The organism is Mesorhizobium quangtriensis, assembly GCF_040081925.1.
GTDB lineage: Bacteria > Pseudomonadota > Alphaproteobacteria > Rhizobiales > Rhizobiaceae > Mesorhizobium_K > Mesorhizobium_K quangtriensis.
On sequence record NZ_JBEBMF010000002.1, the window covers coordinates 764,622 to 781,793 of the forward strand.

The window sequence follows — 17,172 nt, forward strand, 5'->3', positions numbered from 1 at the left end:
TCCCCGCTTACCGGAGTAAACTTGCATGCACGAAACTTCACCTTCCGCCAAAGCCTCGCTCTGGCTGGCGGCATTCAGCGAAAGGCTGGCGAAAGGGGATCTGGAAGGAACGCTGGAGCTGTTCGCCGACGACTGCTACTGGCGCGACTTCCTCGCCTTCACCTGGAACATCAAAACCATGGAGGGCAAGGCTGCCATCCGTGCGATGCTGGAAGCGACGCTTGCCGGGACGAAGCCTTCTGGCTGGGCAGTGACGTCAGCATCCGGGTCGGGGACGGAGCCCATCGAGGCGTGGTTCACATTCTCGACAAAGACGGGAACCGGAACAGGCATATTCAGGCTTGAAGCCGGCAAGTGCCGCACGATCCTCACAACCCTCCAATCACTTGACGGACACGAAGAACAGATCGGCTTCACCCGCCAGATGGGCGTGCGCCATGGCGCCGACCGCACCCGCAAGACCTGGACCGAACGGCGGGCGGAAGAAGAAGCCGGCTTTGCCAACGGCACCGACCCCTACTGTCTCATCATTGGCGGCGGACAGGGCGGGATCATGCTCGGCGCACGCCTAAGGCAGCTTGGCGTTCCGACCGTGATCGTCGAGAAGAACGCAAAGGCCGGCGACTCCTGGCGCAACCGTTACCGGTCGCTCGTGCTGCACGACCCGGTCTGGTACGATCACCTCCCCTACCTTCCCTTCCCAGCAAACTGGCCGGTCTTCACGCCCAAGGACAAGATGGGTGATTGGCTGGAGATGTACGTCAAGGTCATGGAACTGACCTATTGGGGCGGCACCGAATGCGTTTCCGCGAAGTTCGACGACACCGAGAAACGCTGGACGGTAACGCTCCGGCGTGACGGCAAGGAGATTGTCCTGCGGCCGGCGCAACTGGTGTTCGCCACCGGCGCCTATGGCCCGCCCAGGATGATTGATCTTCCGGGCTCGGCCGACTTCAGGGGCGAGATCATCCATTCCAGCCGGTACTTCGACGGAGCAAGGTACAAAGGCAAGAAGGTTGTCGTCATCGGCGGTGCGAGTTCGGCGCACGATGTCTGCGTCGATCTATGGGAGGCGGACGCCGACGTCACCATGGTGCAGCGCTCGGCGACCACCGTGGTGCGCTCCGAAACGCTGATGGACATGGCCTTCGACATCTATTCCGAACAGGCGGTCGCAGACGGCATCGACGTGGACAAGGCCGACATGATCGCGGCGGCAACGCCCTTCGCTCTCCAGCCTGCCAAGCAGAAGGCGCTCTATGACCGGATTCGCGCCCGCGACGCGGACTTCTACAGCAAGCTCGCTGCGACCGGCTTCCTGCTCGATTTCGGTCCCGACGAAACCGGCCTGATGATGAAGGCCTATCGAACCGGTTCGGGTTACTACGTCGATGTCGGCGGCTCGCAGCTCATCATCGACGGCGAGATCAAGGTCAAGTCAGGCGTCGAGATCGAGAAGCTCACAGCCACCGGCATACGCTTCGCCGACGGCTCCGAAATCGAAGCAGACGCGATTATCCAGTCGACCGGCTTCCAGTCCATGCACGAGGTCGTAGCGGGGATCGTGTCGCGCGAGGTGGCAGATGCCATCGGCACCTGCTGGGGGCTCGGCTCAGGCACACGTCACGATCCCGGCCCCTGGCATGGCGAACTGCGCAACATGTACAAGCCGGTTGCGCAGGAAAACCTTTGGTTCCAGGGCGGCAATCTTGCGCTGCAGCGCTTCTTTTCAAAATTCGTGGCCATGCAGATCAAGGCGCGCATGGAGGGAATTCCGACGCCCGTCTATTCGACGCCGCTGGTCTGACTACGCATCCGCCGCGGGCAGCCCCTTCAGCAATCCGCGCGTGATGCTGCCGTCTGGCGGCAACAGGGGTATCAGGCAGGCCTGCAGCGCGTGATACAGATCGGGCTTGCCCCGGAAGACATGGCTGACCGGCTTGAGGTCGGAACCGAGTTCCGGGAACCAGCCGCCATTCTCCCGGTCGATGATGTGGTTGGTGACGAAGTCCCAGATCCGGCGATACCATAGCTCGAAGCGCGGGTCCGTATCGACTGCGCCCAGAACGGCAGCAGCGCCGATGCCCTCCGCGCACGGCCACCAGAAGCGATCCGAGCGGGCGGGCCGGTCCTGCCAGTCCAGCGTGTAGTAGAACCCGCCTGTCTTTTGGTCCCAGCCGATTTCGGCGGTCTTCAGGAACAGCTGGCGGGCAGCATCGATAAGCCAGTCGTGCTTCCGGTCACCAAGTTCCCAGAGCTGGACAAGCAGACGGCTCCATTCGAGCGCATGGCCCGGCGTCGTGCCGGCGGGACGGAAGGTCGGGTCGCCCTCATAGTTCCGATCGACTTCCCAGTCCGGGGTAAAATGCTCGGCGACACGCCAACCCTGTTCGCGTGCGTGGCGGCCTATGATCAGGGACGCGATGCTTTCGCCCATCGCGAGCCATGTCCGGTCGCCTGTGGCCTCGAAGGCAGCCATCACCGCCTCCGTCAGATGCATGTTCGAGTTCTGGCCTCGATATGCGCCGAGCGGCGACCAGTCCGCCGCGTATTCTTCCGTCGTCGCACCAGCCGAGGCATCCCAGAAACGGTTGTGGAGGACGCCCGCTACGTCGGCCAGCAGGCGATCCGCGTCCGGATGGCCGACGACTTTCGCGGAAGACGCCGCGAGCAGGACGAAGGCGTGGCCATAAGCCTGCTTGGTCGGATCCGTGGCCTTCGCGTCGTCGACGCCCCAGAAATAGCCGCCTTGTTTCGGGTCGCGGTGGCGCTTCCAGAGGAACTCCATGCCGTGATCGATCACGCGGTCGGACCCCGGCAGGCCAAGCAGATGCGCGATTGCGAAACAATGCACCATGCGCGTTGTGTCGTGGACCTGCCGCACGACGCCGGACCCGCCTTCCGGCGGAAAGGGCCGGCCGGCGCTGTCGAGCGTGAAGAAGCCGCCTGCCGGATTGAACGCCGTGAACTGGAAGAAATCGAACAGATCCGTTGCCTGCCCCAGAAGCCAGCGGCGATGCGCCGGGCGCGCGACGAAACGGGGACCGTCGCCGCCTACCCAGCGAAGCTCGTTCTCAAAACCGGTCATTGATCCTCCCGAAACTCAGAATGCTGCGGCGATCAGGACAAGCACGCGCGGATTTGGCGGGCAAGCCTATTTTCGGTCGGCTTCGCGCCGAAACCTTAGCAGGTAGATCGTCCACCCGGCGAGCATCACCGCCAGTCCGAACCAGGTCAGCGCATAGACAAGATGATGGTTGCGAAAATTGACGACGGTCAAGCCTCCAACGGGCGGCTCGGCGGAAGTCGCAGAGGCGTCCGCGTCGACAAAATAAGGCGCCGCCCCCTCAAGCCCACGGGCCTTTGCAATCGCCGCCACATCGCGCGAATACCAGCGATCGCCGACAGGATCGTTGCTGCGCAGGAACGCGCCGCCCGGCTCGGTAATGCGCAGCAGCCCTGTCACGGCCAGGTCGTCCGACGGGGCAACAGGCAGGTGCTCGGCCTCCACCTTGGTGACGAAGCCGCGATTGATCAGGACGACGAACCCCCGGTCCGTCTGGAAAGGCTCGACCACCCAGAAACCCGGCCCAAGCTGCGTGACTGCCTGGACGAAAGCCGGCGGCGCGTCGGTGAAATGGCCGCTGATGCGGACCCGTCGGTAGGCATCGTTCGCCGCGCTGAGTTCAGGCCAGGATGACGGACCCGGCGCGTCGACAGGTTCGGCGGCAAGCCGCTCGTCGACAATGCGGATGAGGTCAAGCTTCCATGCCAGCCGGTGGAGCTGCCAGATGCCCAGCGACACGAACAGCGCGATCCCCGCGATGACCAAGACGCCGAGGAATATGCGCTTCGCCCAACCGATTCGGGTTGAACTGCGTTCGTCCCCGGTCACGCCTGCGGCTGCCCGCTAGAAGGGCTGGCTCATCTCGTGCCCGGCCGGCATGAGATTGGTATTCAGGTGATACATGACCCATAGCGAACCGGCGAGCGTGATCACCAGGATGATGATCGTGAACGCCAGCGCCAGAAGCGTCCAGCCGCCCTCCGAACGCGGGTTCATGTGCAGGAAGAACACCATGTGGACGACGATCTGAACGACCGCGAACGCCATGATGACGAGCGCGGTCACGTTCTTGTTGTCGAACACATCGCCCATGACCAGCCAGAACGGGATGATCGTCAGGATGGCGGCCAGCACGAAGCCGGTGACATAGCCCTTGAGCGTGCCTTCGGGATGGCCTTCGCCTTCGTGGTGCGACGGCGCGTGATGGTCAGCGTCAGCGTGGCTCATCGCAGCATTCCCATGAGGTAGACGAAGGTGAAGACGCCGATCCAGATGATGTCGAGGAAGTGCCAGAACATGGAGAGGCACATCATGCGGCGCCTGTTGGCGACGATCAGCCCGTGCCTGGCGATCTGCGCGATCAAGGTCGCCATCCAGATCATGCCGAATGTCACATGCAGACCATGCGTACCGACCAGCGTGAAGAAGGAAGACAGGAAGGCGCTGCGTTGTGGCGTCGCACCCTCTGCGATCATGTGGCTGAATTCGTAAAGCTCGATCGAGACAAAGGCGATACCGAACAGGATGGTGATCGCCAGCCAGATCTGCGTGAGCTTCACCTGTCCCTTCTCCATGGCCAGCATGGCAAAGCCATTGGTGAGAGAGGAGATGAGGAGCATGGACGTGTTGACCGCCACGAGTGGCAGGTCGAACAGATCCTGCGGCGACGGTCCGGCGGCGTAGTTGCGGCCGAGCACGCCATAGGCGGCAAACAGCATCGCGAAGATGAGGCAGTCGCTCATCAGGTAGATCCAGAAGCCGAGCGAGGTGCTGCCGCCCTCGGCATGCGCATGCTCGTCCTTCAAGTAAAAGACCGGCTCCTCGGCTACCTGCTGCGCAGCGGCACCTCTCATGACGCGACTCCCGCGCCGGCGAGAATCCTGGTGCGCTCGGCCTCGGTGCGCTCGATTTCCGCGACAGGGAAATCCGCGATGCGGTTGTAGTTGAAGGTATGGCCGATGGCGGTGATCAGCACCGCGACAAAGCTCGCGGCCGCCAGCCACCAGATGTGCCAGACGAGCGCGAAACCGAGCACGAGGCTAAAACCGGCGAGGATGACGCCAGCGCCCGTATTCTTGGGCATGACGATCGGCCGAAACCCTTCAAGCGGGCGCTTGTAGCCATTCTGCTTCATGTCCCACCACGCATCATTATCGCGCACCACGGGCGTGAAAGCGAAGTTATAGGCCGGCGGCGGCGAGGACGTCGCCCATTCGAGCGTACGCCCGTTCCACGGATCGCCCGTGAGATCGGCGAGCTTCTTGCGATCGCGGATGCTGACATAGATCTGGATGAGGAAGGCCGCGATCCCGATCGCGATGAGGAACACGCCGAAACCGGCGATGACGAACCATATCTGCAGCGACGGATCATCGAACTGGCGCAGTCGCCGCGTGACGCCCATCAGGCCAAGCAGGTAGAGCGGCATGAAGGCGACGTAGAAGCCGCCCACCCAGAACCAGAACGACACCTTGCCCCAGAACGGGTCGAGCCTGAAGCCGAACGCCTTGGGGAACCAGTAGCTGATGCCGGCGAACATGCCGAACACGACACCGCCGATAATGACGTTGTGGAAGTGGGCGACGAGGAACAGGCTGTTGTGCAGCACGAAATCGGCAGGCGGCACCGCGAGCATCACGCCGGTCATGCCACCAATGACGAAGGTCAGCATGAAAGCGACCGTCCACATCATCGGCTCCTCGAAGCGAATGCGTCCCCGGTACATCGTGAAAAGCCAGTTGAACAGCTTGGCGCCCGTCGGGATCGAGATGATCATCGTCGTTATGCCGAAGAAGGAATTGACGCTCGCACCCGATCCCATCGTGAAGAAGTGGTGGAGCCAGACGAGATAGGACAGGATCGTGATGACAATGGTTGCGTAGACCATCGACGTGTAGCCGAACAGGCGCTTGCCGGAGAACGTCGCGGTGATCTCCGAATAGATGCCGAAGGCCGGCAGGATCAGGATATAGACCTCCGGGTGGCCCCAGATCCAGATCAGGTTGACATACATCATCGGGTTGCCACCGAACCCGCTGGTGAAGAAGTTCATGCCAAGATAGCGGTCGAGCGACAACAGCACGAGAACCGCGGTCAGCACCGGGAAGGCGGCCACGATCAGCACGTTCGTGCAGAGCGCGGTCCAGGTGAAGACGGGCATCTTCATCATCGCCATGCCGGGCGCGCGCATCTTCACAATGGTGGCGATCAGGTTGATGCCCGAGAGCGTCGTGCCGACGCCGGCTATCTGCAGCCCCCATATCCAGTAATCGACGCCGACATCCGGACTGTAGTCGATGCCGGAAAGAGGCGGATAGGCGAGCCAGCCCGTCTTGGCGAACTCTCCGATGAACAGGGACGCCATGATCAGGAGAGCGCCGGCGGTCGTCATCCAGAAGCTGAAATTGTTGAGGAACGGGAACGCAACGTCGCGCGCGCCGATCTGCAGCGGCACCACAAAGTTCATCAGCCCCGTCACCAGCGGCATGGCGACGAAGAAGATCATGATGACGCCGTGCGCGGTGAATATCTGGTCGAAATGGTGGGACGGCAGATAGCCTTCGGAACCATTGAAGGCGATGGCCTGCTGCAGGCGCATCATGATCGCGTCGGCAAAACCGCGCAGCAGCATGATGATGCCGAGCACCATGTACATGACGCCGATTCGCTTGTGATCGACGCTGGTGAACCATTCGTGCCAGAGATAACCCCACCAGCGGAACCATGTGATCGCACCGAGAAGCGCTATGCCAAGCAGCGCGACGACGATGAACGTCACGACGAGGATCGGTTCGTGGATAGGGAATGACTCCAGCGTGAGCCGGCCGAAAACGATCTGGGAGAAGGAGGAATCGGGCATGATCCGGACAGGTCTCAGGAATCGGTTTGGTCAGCAGGCGCGGCAGTCGAGGTCCGCAACAACGGAAGGCTCAATTCGGTGTCGATCGGCGGTACGCCGGGACGTGGCAGGTCCTTGGCCAGCAGGCCGCCCGGATTGTCGGTCGTGCAGATGATGCTGGCGACATAGGACGGCCGCGGCCCGAACACAGCGCCCCGCCCACGCCGGTTTTCCGCTGCCACCGGCAAGGTATTGCGCGCCCCGGCCAGCCCTAGCCCACCCTCGGCATCGATAGCCATCATGTCTTTCATGCACATCTTGGTCGAATCCACGCACATGTTCACGATGGCTTCGAACAGTTCGGGATCAACGCCAGCAAAATAGCGGACCGGCACATTCTCGCTCGGCTTCTCAAGGTCGAGATAGGTCCCGCGGTCGAGCGTCCCTTCCGCCTGCTTCGCGGTCTCGATCCACGCGTCGAAATCCGCGTCGTTCGTCCCGTGGAAAGCGAAATGCATCCCGGAAAAGCCTGCGCCGCTGAAGTTGGCCGAAATGCCCTTGTAGACGCCGGGCCGGTTGATGACGGCGTGGAGCTGCGTCTTCATGCCCGGCATCGCGTAGATCATCCCTGCGAGCGCAGGGACATAAAATGAATTCATCACGGCCGACGACGTGATGCGGAAATCGATCGGACGATCCACCGGCGCAGCCAGTTCGTTTACCGACGCGACGCCGTATTGCGGATAGATGAACAGCCATTTCCAGTCGAGCGCCACGACGTTCACCACCAGCGGCTCATGCTCTTCGGTGACAGGCGTCTTCGAGGAAATCCGGTCGAGCGGCCGAAAGGGATCGAGAAGATGCGTGCCGGCCCAGGTAATCGCGCCAAGGCAGATGATGATCAGCAGTGGCACCGACCAGATCATCAATTCCAGGTGCATGGAATGATCCCAATCGGGCTCGTAGCGAGCCGTCCTTGTACTTCTGTAGCGCCATGCGAACAGCGCCGTCGCAACCATTACCGGGATGATGATCAGCAGCATCAGGATGACGGACTGGACCAGGATGTCGCGCTGCTGCATGGCGATATCGCCGGCGGGGGCGAGAACAACGGTGCTGCAGCCACCAAGCAAAACAAGCGGCGACAAGAGAAGAAGAATGCGAAAACGACCCAATGTCCCGACCTCGCTTTGGCATAGGCCCACAGCTGCTGCGGCGTATTCCTCCCTAGCCACGGACAATGCTCGATTTTCCCAACCCGTTACATAGGACGGCATGTCGCGGGACCGGATGTCGCGGCAAGGGTGCCTTTTATCGGCAAGCAGCTTCATATAGCATTTCCCCTCCATAGGCGATGGCAAGATGAACGCTGAGATTGCAGCACAGGTAGCTTCCGGGCGCACAGACTCGCGCGGCCATTCCCTCAACCCCGGCGACATCGCCATCGGGGTCATCATCGGCCGCACTTCCGAATATTTCGATTTCTTCGTGTACGCGATCGCATCCGTGGTCGTGTTTCCGAAGCTTGTCTTTCCACATCTCGACCCGGTGACAGGCACGCTCTATTCCTTCGCCATCTTCGCCCTTGCCTTCATCGCTCGCCCGTTCGGCACGATGATCTTCATGTGGGTCGAGAGAAATTTCGGCCGGGGCGTGAAAATGACGATCGCCCTGTTCATGCTCGGCACGGCGACCGTTTCGATTGGCTTCCTGCCTTCATATGAAACCGTCGGGAACGTCGCGATTGTCGCCCTTTGCGTGTTGCGTCTCGGTCAAGGGATCGCTCTTGGCGGAACGTGGGACGGGCTGGCGCCGCTGCTGGCTCTAAACGTCCCGGAAAAGCGCCGTGGCTGGTATGCGATGGTACCGCAGCTGGGCGCGCCCCTCGGCCTGATCATCGCCAGCGCACTGTTCGCCTATTTCATCTCCATCCTGTCGCCTGCGGACTTCCTCGAATGGGGCTGGCGATACCCGTTCTTCGTGGCTTTTGCGGTCAATGTCGTCGCCCTTTTCGCCCGGTTGCGCATCGTTGTGGCGAAGGAATTCATCGAATCCTTCGAAGGGCGTTACCTCCAGCCGCAGCCAGTCCTGAGGACGTTGCGGGTAGAAGGCCGCAACGTCGTGGTCGGCACTTTCGCACCGCTGGCGAGCCTTGCGCTGTTCCACATGGTGACCGTGTTCCCGCTATCCTGGGTTTTCATCTTCACGAACCAGGACACCAGCCGCTTCCTGATCATCACAATCGTTGCGGCGGCCTTCGGTTTCGCGGCGATCATCGCCTCCGGAACGCTCGCTGACCGCTTCGGTCGACGCACGCTTCTCGGCGCCGGCGCGGTGGCCATCGCTGCCTTCAGCGGGTTCGCGCCACAATTGCTGGATGGCGGCGACGTCGGCGAGGCCATCTTCATGATCCTCGGCTTCATCCTGCTCGGCATATCGTTTGGGCAGTCGTCAGGTTCGGTCGCATCCAATTTCGCGCCGCACAATCGCTACACGGCGTCTGCGATCACGTCTGACTTCGCATGGCTTTTCGGAGCGGGGTTCGCGCCTTTCGTGGCGCTGTTCCTGTCGAGCAGTTTCGGGCTGCTTTCGACGGGCGCATACCTTCTGTCGGGCGCGGCCTGCACTTTGATCGCCCTGTTGACCAGCAACAGGCTCGACCGCGCCGAGCGCTGACTGCCTCTCTTCAGATTGGGTATTTGAGCTTGCGCGGGTTTGCGCTCCTATCGGTAGCGACGGAGCACCTCTGTTCTGGGACACCCCGCGCATAGCTGCGCCGGCAAGGGCGGCTAAACACAGTGTTGGCGGCCTGAATCTTCGATCCAAACCGCCTCGTTTTGAGCTTAGGAAGCCTTGCGCTTGCGCAAGGGCTTTTTGGCCTTCCGGCCCAGACCCATCTTTTTCGCCAGATCGGACCGCTGCGCCGCGTAGTTTGGCGCGACCATCGGATAGTCGTGCGGCAGACCCCACTTGGACCTGTATTCCTCAGGCGTCAGATTGTAGTGGGTCATCAGGTGACGCTTCAGCGACTTGAAGCGCTTTCCGTCTTCCAGGCAGACGATGTAGTCGGCGTGTATTGATTTCTTGGGATTGACCGCCGGAGTCTGTGCCACGGCCACAGGCGCGGCAGGATTGCCTAGAGCTGCGACGGCCTCATGCACCGTCGCGATCAGGTCGGAAAGGTTGCCGGCGGGAACGGAATTATTTGCGACATAGGCCGCGACGATCTCTGCGGTCAGTTCCGTAAAATTAGGCGTCGCGTCGGCCATTTCGGTATCGGTCATCTCTTCATCCCAATTGAAGGAAAAGCGAATAACGATGTTGATTCGCTGCCGCAAGTCCAATCATTGCCGCACAAACTGGACCCTGCTGCAACTGTCACGCTCGTTCAGGTTTCGCAATCGCTCTCCTGGGAGAGCTTACGAAGGTCCGACCGTCATGGATCACCCGCACACCGCGTTCCCACATCAAAGGTTGACCGGTAAAGTCAATCGGTCTACTGGTACATTCACTGGACCACTAGACCTGCGGACATAAGCGGGGTGCGTGGAGGGAGGAATGGATCTACGCGCGATGTTGACCGACGACGGCGGCGCCCTAGGCGGCGTGCCGAAGCAATCCATGCGAGATTTCGTCGTCCAGAAAATCGCGACGTTCATCGCTACAGGCATTCTCGACGTGGGCGACCCTTTACCGGGAGAACGCGAACTGGCGGCGGCTTTGTCCGTCAGCCGAGAAACCGTTCGCGGCGCCATCCTCGTCCTTTCGACGCGAGGCATACTCTCTGTCGCACAGGGCACGCGCACCGTGGTCGCATCGACGGAAGTCGGCGAGTTGGCCGTGCAGTCCGCACGTTACCGCGACATCTCCGGCTACAGCCTGGACGACGTCCACGAAGCGCGTCTGCTGATCGAGGACAGGGTCGCTCGGGGAGCAGCGGTCCGGATCGAATCGGCCACGCTGCATACTCTCCACACCTCGATTGCAGCGCAGGAAGCGGCGATCGACGATCCAGTGCGTTTCCTCATCTGCGATCGCGAATTCCATACGACGATTTATCGCGCTGGCGGCAATGCCGCATTGGCCGATATGGCAGCCGACCTCTATTCCTATCTGCTCGACCATCGCAGGCGCGCCGTCGCCCAGCCATCAAGCATCGCGGTCAGCATCGCCGATCACCGCACGATCCTCGCCGGACTGGAAGCACGCGACCCCGACGCGGCGGCGAAAGCCTTCGCGATACACGAGACCCGTATCTACACCACCACCAAACAGCTTTTCACGCAGCCTGCCGGAAAGAGATGAACGCGGACTGCCGGAAAACCACGCAGCACAACAGGAGGAGTTCCAAATGCTGACAAGACGCCTTTTCACCACAGTAGCCATCGCCGGATTTGCGGCGCTCTCCGGCATCGCCGGAACCGCGACCACGGCGCTGGCCCAGTCCAAGGAGCTGGTCTATCTGACGCCCGGCCTCGATCTCGCCTTCTGGCGCTATCTCTCCAAGGGCATCGAAAACGTCGCCGTTGAAGGCGGCTACACCTATCAGGCGCTGGATTCCGGCAACAACGCCCAGACCCAGCTCCAGAACGCGAAGGACGCGATCGCCCGCGGCGTCGCCGGCATCATCATCTCGCCGACCGACAGCTCGACCGCTCCGGCCGTTCTCGATCTCGCCAAGCAGGCGAACATCCCCGTCGTCATCGCCGATATCGGCACCGACAGCGGCGACTATGTCTCCTTCATCATCTCCGACAACTACCAGGGCGCAAACGGCGTCGGCAAAGCGCTCGCCGAGGCCATGAAGGCCGCTGGCAAGGAAGGTGGCAGCGTCGGCATCGTCGGCATCAGCCAGGCCCGTCTCAACGGTCAGGCTCGCACCAAGGGCTTCAAGGACGCGCTGACGGAAGCCGGCATCACCAAGGAGGCAGGCCTCCAGCAGATGCAGACCTACACCACCGACGAGACCTTCAAGTTCACGCAGGACATGACGACCGCCAACCCGGACATGAAGGGCCTGTTCGTCCAGACCGACGGCCCGACGCTCGGCGCCCTGCAAGCGATCAAGGCCGCGCGCCTGACCGGCGAAGTGCTGGTCGCCGGCTTCGACGGCGTGCCGGAGTTCGTGCCCCTGCTTCAGTCCGGCGAACTGGTCGTCTCGGGCATGCAGCAGCCCTACCTGATGGGCCAGGAATCGGCTCGCGCCATGCTTGCGCACCTTGGTGGCAAGACACCTGAAAAGGAAGTGATGGTTCCGATCAAGATCGTCACCAGCAAGAATATCGAGCAGGAACTCCCGGTAATCAAGGAAACCGTCTTCGCAAACGAGATGTGATCAGGACGGAAGACCAAGCAGTGTCCGGAGGGAGTTCTCCCTCCGGACACATTTTGATACCCGGAACAGCCTCGCCAATGCCTGACAGTGCACCTCAAGAGCCCTTGCTTGTCGCGAAGGACGTGACCCGCATCTTTGGCAGCGCCTATGCGCTGAAGGATGCAACGATCACGCTCCGTCGGCACGAGATCTGCGGCCTGCTCGGTGCCAACGGAGCCGGCAAGTCGACGCTGTCACGCATCATCTGCGGCCACCTGCCGCCATCTTCCGGAGAAATTCTGTTCAAGGGCGCTCCGCTCGCCATCGGCTCGGCCCGCGACGCGCTGCGTTCAGGCATAGCGCTCGTCGCGCAGGAAACCAGCCTCGCGCCCGACATGAGCGTTCTGGAAAACATCTTCCTGCCCAGTTACGCCATGCCGGGCCGGCTTTCCTTCTTCCAGCTGCGACAGCAGGCCAAGGACATCCTTTCGGAACTTGGCCACGACCACGTTCTCCCGCTCGACATGGAAGTGCGTCGGCTTTCCGCGGCACAACGCCAGCTCGTCGAGATCGCCAAGGCGCTGGCCCTAAATGCGGAGCTCGTGATTTTCGACGAACCCACAGCCTCGCTGTCCCCGACCGAGGTGGACCGGCTGTTCGACATCATGACGCGCCTGAAGGACAGCGGGAAGGCGCTGGCCTTCGTGTCGCACCGTCTCGAAGAAGTGTTCGCAATCACCGACCGCGTTACCATCCTGCGCGAAGGCAGGACGGTGGCGGAAAGCCTTCCGACCATGGACCTGACGCAGGCCGACATCATCCGCCACATGGTCGGGCGCGATATCGGAAATGTCTATCGCAAGGCGACGACAACTGCAGCCGCCAGCGAACGACCGGTCGCGCTGGAAGTCACCAACCTCAGCGCGCCCCCTGCCGTGCGCGACGTATCATTTTCGGTACGCAAGGGCGAAATCCTCGGCCTCGGCGGCCTCGTCGGCGCGGGTCGATCCGAAAGCGCCGAGGCGATCTTCGGACTGCGCCACCGCAGCGGCGGACGCGTCGTGATCGGCGGCAAGGAATTGCCGCCGCACAGCCCGATCGCGGCGATCCGCGCCGGCCTGGGCATGGTCGCGGAAGACAGGCGCGCGCAGAACATCGTGCCGGACATGAATGTCGGCGAAAACCTGTTCCTGGCGCAGCTTGGCAAACACAAGGGCTTCGGGCGCGGCCAGTCGGCGCGCCGCAAGCAGGCAGACGAACTCGTTGCAAGGCTTGGTCTGCCCGCCGACCGCATGGATGCGAGCCTGCTGCACTTTTCAGGCGGCATGCAGCAGAAGGTCATCATCGCGCGCTGGCTGCTGGTCGAGCCGGAAGTGCTGATCCTCGACGAGCCGACCAAGGGCGTCGACATCGGCACTCGCCAGGCGATCTACGAATTGCTGCGCGAGGTCGCGGACAGGGGCATCGCGGTGGTGATCATCTCCTCGGATTTCGAGGAACTTCTGGGCGTCTGCGAACGCGTTGTCGTCATCAGCGATGGCTACACCATCGCCGACCTGCCGGCCTCGCAGCTCAGCGAGGAAAGCCTGACGCTGTTGGCAGCGCCACGCAGTTCGGCCGAAAGGAATCTGGCGTTCCTTCGCGATCTTGTCGCCACGCATGGCGGAAGCGCCTTCTGGGGGCTGATCGACGGCGACCAGTTCGTTAGCCTTGCCGTCGCCGAAGGCAAGGATGACGCAAGGCTGGGACTGGAGTCGGGCCACGTCTATCCGCTGCAGGAGACGCCGATACCAAACGCACTCGCGCAGCTTAAGCCCGCCGCGGTCGAGGAGAAAGACGGACGCTCGACCCTTCTGGCGCGTCTTTCCAATCGCCGTGGCCACGAACTTGGCTGGGTCGGCCTCAGCATGCCTTCGGGCAAGAAGCTGCCCGATCCCGAAGCTCTTTCGGCTCGCATCGCGAGCCTGTTCGAAACAACACGAGACGAAGAGATCGACGCATGAGTTCGTCCAACCGGTCCCTTGCCATGCCCAAATTCGCAAGCACGCTCGAATTCCGGATGCTCGGCCTCGCTGTCGTGCTGGCCGTGATCCTGTCCTTCATCTCGCCGCACTTCTTCACCGAGCGCAACCTGTTCAACATCCTTGACCAGTCGGTGGTGCTCGGCATCGTCGCGGTGGGGATGACGCTGGTCATCCTGACCGGCGGCATCGACCTTTCCGTCGGCTCGGTCGCGGGGCTGACGGGCATCGTCCTGGCGCTGATGCTGAAGGAGTTCCCCATTCCCGTGGCGATCGTCATCGCGGTGAGTTGCGGCGCGTTAATTGGCCTGTTCTCGGGCGTGCTGATAGCTGTGTTCGGGCTGGCCCCCTTCGTGGTGACATTGGGCGTCATGGCGATGGGCAGAAGCCTGTCCTACATCGTGTCCGGCCAGCGCTCGATCTCCGGCCTGCCGATGGGGCTGCAGGATATCGTCTACACGACGGTCCTCGGCATCCCCACGAACGTCATCTTCCTGCTCGCGCTCTACGTCGCCACCTGGGCATGGCTGACCTACTCCAAGGGCGGACGCACGATCTACGCAGTCGGCTCCAACATCGAGGCTGCGCGCGCAGCCGGTCTCAACACGCTGTTCTATTCGATCTTTCCCTATGTCGCCTCGGGCGCGCTCGCGGCGACGGCGATGACATTCTCGCTGGCGCAGATCATGTCGGCCGACCCGATCGGCGGCAACCAGCTTGAACTAGACGCCATCGCGGCGGTGGTGATCGGCGGGGCGAGCCTATACGGCGGGCGCGGCTCGATCTTCGGCACGCTGATGGGCGTGCTGATCATGGTCATGATCCGCAACGGCCTCAACCTGCTGGGCGTCTCACCGTTCTGGCAGGGCACGGCCATCGGCGCGATCATCATCCTCGCCCTGCTGGCTGAGCGGCTGATCACCTGGAAATCGCGCAGGCTTTGAGGGAGGCATATCGATGACGCATCACGATCCCTCCCGCTCCATCCGGCTCTACGGCACCGAGGAACCACCTGCACAGGAACGGCTGCTGAAGTCCGGGCCGCTCAGCGTGCTTTTCGACGGCGCCAACCTGCGCGACATCCGCATGCATGGCGAAGAGGTCATCCGCGCGATTTCCTTCGTCGTGCGCGACAAGGACTGGGCGACGCTCATCCCCGAAATCTCCGACCTGTCGATAGAAGAGGGAGCGGGCAGCTTCCGCATCGCCTACCATGCCGAAGTCGTCAGCAAGGGCGAAACCTTTGGCTATGATGTTGCGATCGAAGGCACCGCCGGCGGCACACTCAGCTATTCCGGCCACGGCACGACGCCGACCGGACTTCTCACCAACCGGACCGGCTTCGTCGTCCTGCATCCGATCGAGGGCGTCAGTGGCGCGCCTGCCACCGTCACGCATACCGGCGGCGACAAGGTCGAGATGCGCTTCCCGGTCGAGATAGAGCCGGTGCAGCCGATGATGGACCTGCGCGAAATCTCGCACCGCACGCCGCTTGGGCAGGTAGTCAGTTGCCTGATGGAAGGCGACGCCTTCGAGATGGAGGACCAGCGCAACTGGACCGACGCCTCCTACAAGACCTACGTTCGTCCGCTGGCCCTGCCCTGGCCATACAGGATCGAAGCCAGCGAGACTGTTGAACAGAAGATCACCCTGACAATGAAAGGCGCTCCCAAGGCGACCGCGCGTCAGGACGGCGGCGACGTCGTCCTGACGCTGGGCGAGGCGCAAGGCACAATGCCTCCCCTCGGCGTCGGACTTCAGCCGGAGGATGCGGCGGCAGCCTTGCCGCATGCCGACCGGTTGCGCCAGCTCGGCATCGCACACGTCATCTGCCATCATGATCCGCGTCGCGGGCACGATGCAGGCACGCTGGCAAAGCAGGTCGAAGCTGCGCGCGCGCTTGGCGCTGAGGCGTGGCTCGAGGCCGTGGTCGAAAAGGTGGACGACGCCGGAGCCGCTACGGAGATCCGCGCGCTCGGCGAAATCGCCTCGGGCTTTGGCCACCCCTTCGCAACGGTTCTCGTCTCGCCCGCGCCCGACCTCAAATGCACCTTGCCGGGCAGCGTCTGGCCCCCGGCCCCTGACGCGGCAAAACTCTATGCGGCGACCCGCAAGGCATTTCCGCAATCCCGCATAGGCGGTGGCATGTTCAGTTTCTTCACCGAGCTGAACCGAAAGCGTCCGCCGACGGAAGCGATAGACCTGATCACCTTCACGACTGCGGCCATCTTCCACGCCGGCGACGACCGCTCGCTCATGGAGACGCTGGAGTGCCTGCCGCACATCGTCAGGACAGTGCCTGTCATCGCGAAGGGCCTTCCCTATTCCGTCGGACCGTCCGCCATCGGCCTCCGCGATAATCCCTACGGCGAGGCCCCGGTGGCGAACCCCGGAAACATCCGGCAGGCCGTCAACTTCAACGATCCGCGCCAGCGCGGCATCATGGGCGCGGCGTGGAACCTCGGCTATGTCGCCGCCTTCGCCGAGGGTGGCGCCGAGGCGATCGCGCTCGGCGGCGCCGTCGGACCGTTCGGTGTGCTCTCTGTGCCGACGCCGTTTCCGCAGCCCTGGTATGAGGGAAATGGCGAGCTCTATCCCATCTGGCACGTCATCCGTGGACTGGCGAAGCTGCGAGGAAGCCCCATTCTTCCGCTTCGGTCGCCCGCTGCGGGCGCGGTACGGGGTATCGCAGCCACTACGGACATTGGAACCGAATTGTGGCTCTGCAATCCGTCGCCCAACGCAACACAGGTGCACCTCCCGAACGGTTTCTCGAAGGCGGCGGTGCTTGACGCGTCGTCCTTCGTCGAAGCGGCCAGCCAGCCCGACCTGATGGACCGACTGTCGCCGCTCGAAAGTCAGACGCTGTCGCTTGACGCCTACGCGGTCGTGCGAGCCCTGAAGCCCGCCTGATCCCACATCCCATAGAGAA

14 protein-coding genes are annotated in these 17,172 nt (G+C 62.5%); 7 read left to right on the forward strand and 7 right to left on the reverse strand.

Going from position 1 to position 17,172, the window contains the following annotated elements; all coding sequences use genetic code 11:
* The first annotated feature begins 25 nt into the window (after window positions 1-25).
* A complete protein-coding gene (locus tag ABMA32_RS12235; RefSeq protein WP_349014036.1) occupies window positions 26-1,807 on the forward strand; it encodes an NAD(P)-binding domain-containing protein in 1,782 nt (593 codons plus the stop codon).
* Here ABMA32_RS12235 and ABMA32_RS12240 read toward each other — a convergent pair whose 3' ends face one another.
* The 6 genes from ABMA32_RS12240 to cyoA form a co-directional block, all read right to left on the reverse strand.
* Entirely contained in the window at window positions 1,808-3,088 is a 1,281-nt protein-coding gene (locus tag ABMA32_RS12240) for an AGE family epimerase/isomerase (RefSeq protein WP_349014037.1), read from the reverse strand.
* Window positions 3,089-3,154: 66 nt separating this feature from the next.
* Window positions 3,155-3,895: an SURF1 family protein gene (locus ABMA32_RS12245; protein WP_349014038.1), complete on the reverse strand. Its 741-nt coding sequence runs from the start codon at window positions 3,893-3,895 to the stop codon at window positions 3,155-3,157.
* A 15-nt stretch (window positions 3,896-3,910) separates the two neighbouring features.
* Complete coding sequence (gene cyoD, locus ABMA32_RS12250) at window positions 3,911-4,294, reverse strand: cytochrome o ubiquinol oxidase subunit IV (protein ID WP_349014039.1); 384 nt, start codon at window positions 4,292-4,294, stop codon at window positions 3,911-3,913.
* The gene (gene cyoC, locus ABMA32_RS12255) at window positions 4,291-4,920 is read right to left on the reverse strand and encodes a cytochrome o ubiquinol oxidase subunit III (RefSeq protein WP_349014040.1); all 630 of its coding nucleotides are present in this window, start codon (window positions 4,918-4,920) and stop codon (window positions 4,291-4,293) included. Before cyoC ends, cyoD begins: the two co-directional genes overlap by 4 nt.
* Window positions 4,917-6,926 (reverse strand): cytochrome o ubiquinol oxidase subunit I, encoded by a 2,010-nt coding sequence (gene cyoB, locus ABMA32_RS12260; protein ID WP_349014041.1) that lies wholly within the window; start codon window positions 6,924-6,926, stop codon window positions 4,917-4,919. Before cyoB ends, cyoC begins: the two co-directional genes overlap by 4 nt.
* 14 nt (window positions 6,927-6,940) lie before the next feature.
* The gene (gene cyoA, locus ABMA32_RS12265; RefSeq protein ID WP_349014042.1) at window positions 6,941-8,080 is read right to left on the reverse strand and encodes a ubiquinol oxidase subunit II; all 1,140 of its coding nucleotides are present in this window, start codon (window positions 8,078-8,080) and stop codon (window positions 6,941-6,943) included.
* A 187-nt stretch (window positions 8,081-8,267) separates the two neighbouring features.
* Here cyoA and ABMA32_RS12270 point away from each other — a divergent pair, with 187 nt between their 5' ends.
* A complete protein-coding gene (locus ABMA32_RS12270) occupies window positions 8,268-9,581 on the forward strand; it encodes an MFS transporter (protein ID WP_349014043.1) in 1,314 nt (437 codons plus the stop codon).
* A 167-nt stretch (window positions 9,582-9,748) separates the two neighbouring features.
* On the opposite strand, the gene ABMA32_RS12275 is transcribed toward ABMA32_RS12270, so the two are convergent.
* Complete coding sequence (locus ABMA32_RS12275) at window positions 9,749-10,189, reverse strand: Ros/MucR family transcriptional regulator (protein WP_349014044.1); 441 nt, start codon at window positions 10,187-10,189, stop codon at window positions 9,749-9,751.
* A gap of 274 nt (window positions 10,190-10,463) precedes the next feature.
* Between ABMA32_RS12275 and ABMA32_RS12280 the strand changes: the two genes are divergently transcribed.
* From ABMA32_RS12280 to ABMA32_RS12300, 5 genes are all read left to right on the forward strand, one after another.
* The gene (locus tag ABMA32_RS12280; protein WP_349014045.1) at window positions 10,464-11,210 is read left to right on the forward strand and encodes a FadR/GntR family transcriptional regulator; all 747 of its coding nucleotides are present in this window, start codon (window positions 10,464-10,466) and stop codon (window positions 11,208-11,210) included.
* A 46-nt stretch (window positions 11,211-11,256) separates the two neighbouring features.
* Entirely contained in the window at window positions 11,257-12,240 is a 984-nt protein-coding gene (locus ABMA32_RS12285; RefSeq protein ID WP_349014046.1) for a substrate-binding domain-containing protein, read from the forward strand.
* Window positions 12,241-12,317: 77 nt separating this feature from the next.
* Window positions 12,318-14,222 (forward strand): sugar ABC transporter ATP-binding protein, encoded by a 1,905-nt coding sequence (locus ABMA32_RS12290; RefSeq protein WP_349014047.1) that lies wholly within the window; start codon window positions 12,318-12,320, stop codon window positions 14,220-14,222.
* On the forward strand, window positions 14,219-15,184 hold the full coding sequence (locus ABMA32_RS12295) for an ABC transporter permease (RefSeq protein WP_349014048.1): 966 nt from the start codon (window positions 14,219-14,221) through the stop codon (window positions 15,182-15,184). The genes ABMA32_RS12290 and ABMA32_RS12295 overlap by 4 nt, the downstream gene beginning before the upstream one ends.
* A gap of 13 nt (window positions 15,185-15,197) precedes the next feature.
* A complete protein-coding gene (locus ABMA32_RS12300) occupies window positions 15,198-17,153 on the forward strand; it encodes a D-apionate lactonase family protein (protein WP_349014049.1) in 1,956 nt (651 codons plus the stop codon).
* The last annotated feature ends 19 nt before the right edge of the window (window positions 17,154-17,172 follow it).

What these genes read in the sequence shown, in the direction of transcription:
- ABMA32_RS12235 (WP_349014036.1), top strand. Translation starts at nt 26, where the DNA reads ATGCACGAAACTTCACCTTCCGCCAAAGCCTCGCTCTGGCTGGCGGCA.
- ABMA32_RS12240 (WP_349014037.1), bottom strand. Translation starts at nt 3,088, where the DNA reads ATGACCGGTTTTGAGAACGAGCTTCGCTGGGTAGGCGGCGACGGTCCC.
- cyoD (WP_349014039.1), bottom strand. Translation starts at nt 4,294, where the DNA reads ATGAGCCACGCTGACGCTGACCATCACGCGCCGTCGCACCACGAAGGC.
- cyoC (WP_349014040.1), bottom strand. Translation starts at nt 4,920, where the DNA reads ATGAGAGGTGCCGCTGCGCAGCAGGTAGCCGAGGAGCCGGTCTTTTAC.
- cyoB (WP_349014041.1), bottom strand. Translation starts at nt 6,926, where the DNA reads ATGCCCGATTCCTCCTTCTCCCAGATCGTTTTCGGCCGGCTCACGCTG.
- ABMA32_RS12270 (WP_349014043.1), top strand. Translation starts at nt 8,268, where the DNA reads ATGAACGCTGAGATTGCAGCACAGGTAGCTTCCGGGCGCACAGACTCG.
- ABMA32_RS12275 (WP_349014044.1), bottom strand. Translation starts at nt 10,189, where the DNA reads ATGACCGATACCGAAATGGCCGACGCGACGCCTAATTTTACGGAACTG.
- ABMA32_RS12280 (WP_349014045.1), top strand. Translation starts at nt 10,464, where the DNA reads ATGGATCTACGCGCGATGTTGACCGACGACGGCGGCGCCCTAGGCGGC.
- ABMA32_RS12285 (WP_349014046.1), top strand. Translation starts at nt 11,257, where the DNA reads ATGCTGACAAGACGCCTTTTCACCACAGTAGCCATCGCCGGATTTGCG.
- ABMA32_RS12290 (WP_349014047.1), top strand. Translation starts at nt 12,318, where the DNA reads ATGCCTGACAGTGCACCTCAAGAGCCCTTGCTTGTCGCGAAGGACGTG.
- ABMA32_RS12295 (WP_349014048.1), top strand. Translation starts at nt 14,219, where the DNA reads ATGAGTTCGTCCAACCGGTCCCTTGCCATGCCCAAATTCGCAAGCACG.
- ABMA32_RS12300 (WP_349014049.1), top strand. Translation starts at nt 15,198, where the DNA reads ATGACGCATCACGATCCCTCCCGCTCCATCCGGCTCTACGGCACCGAG.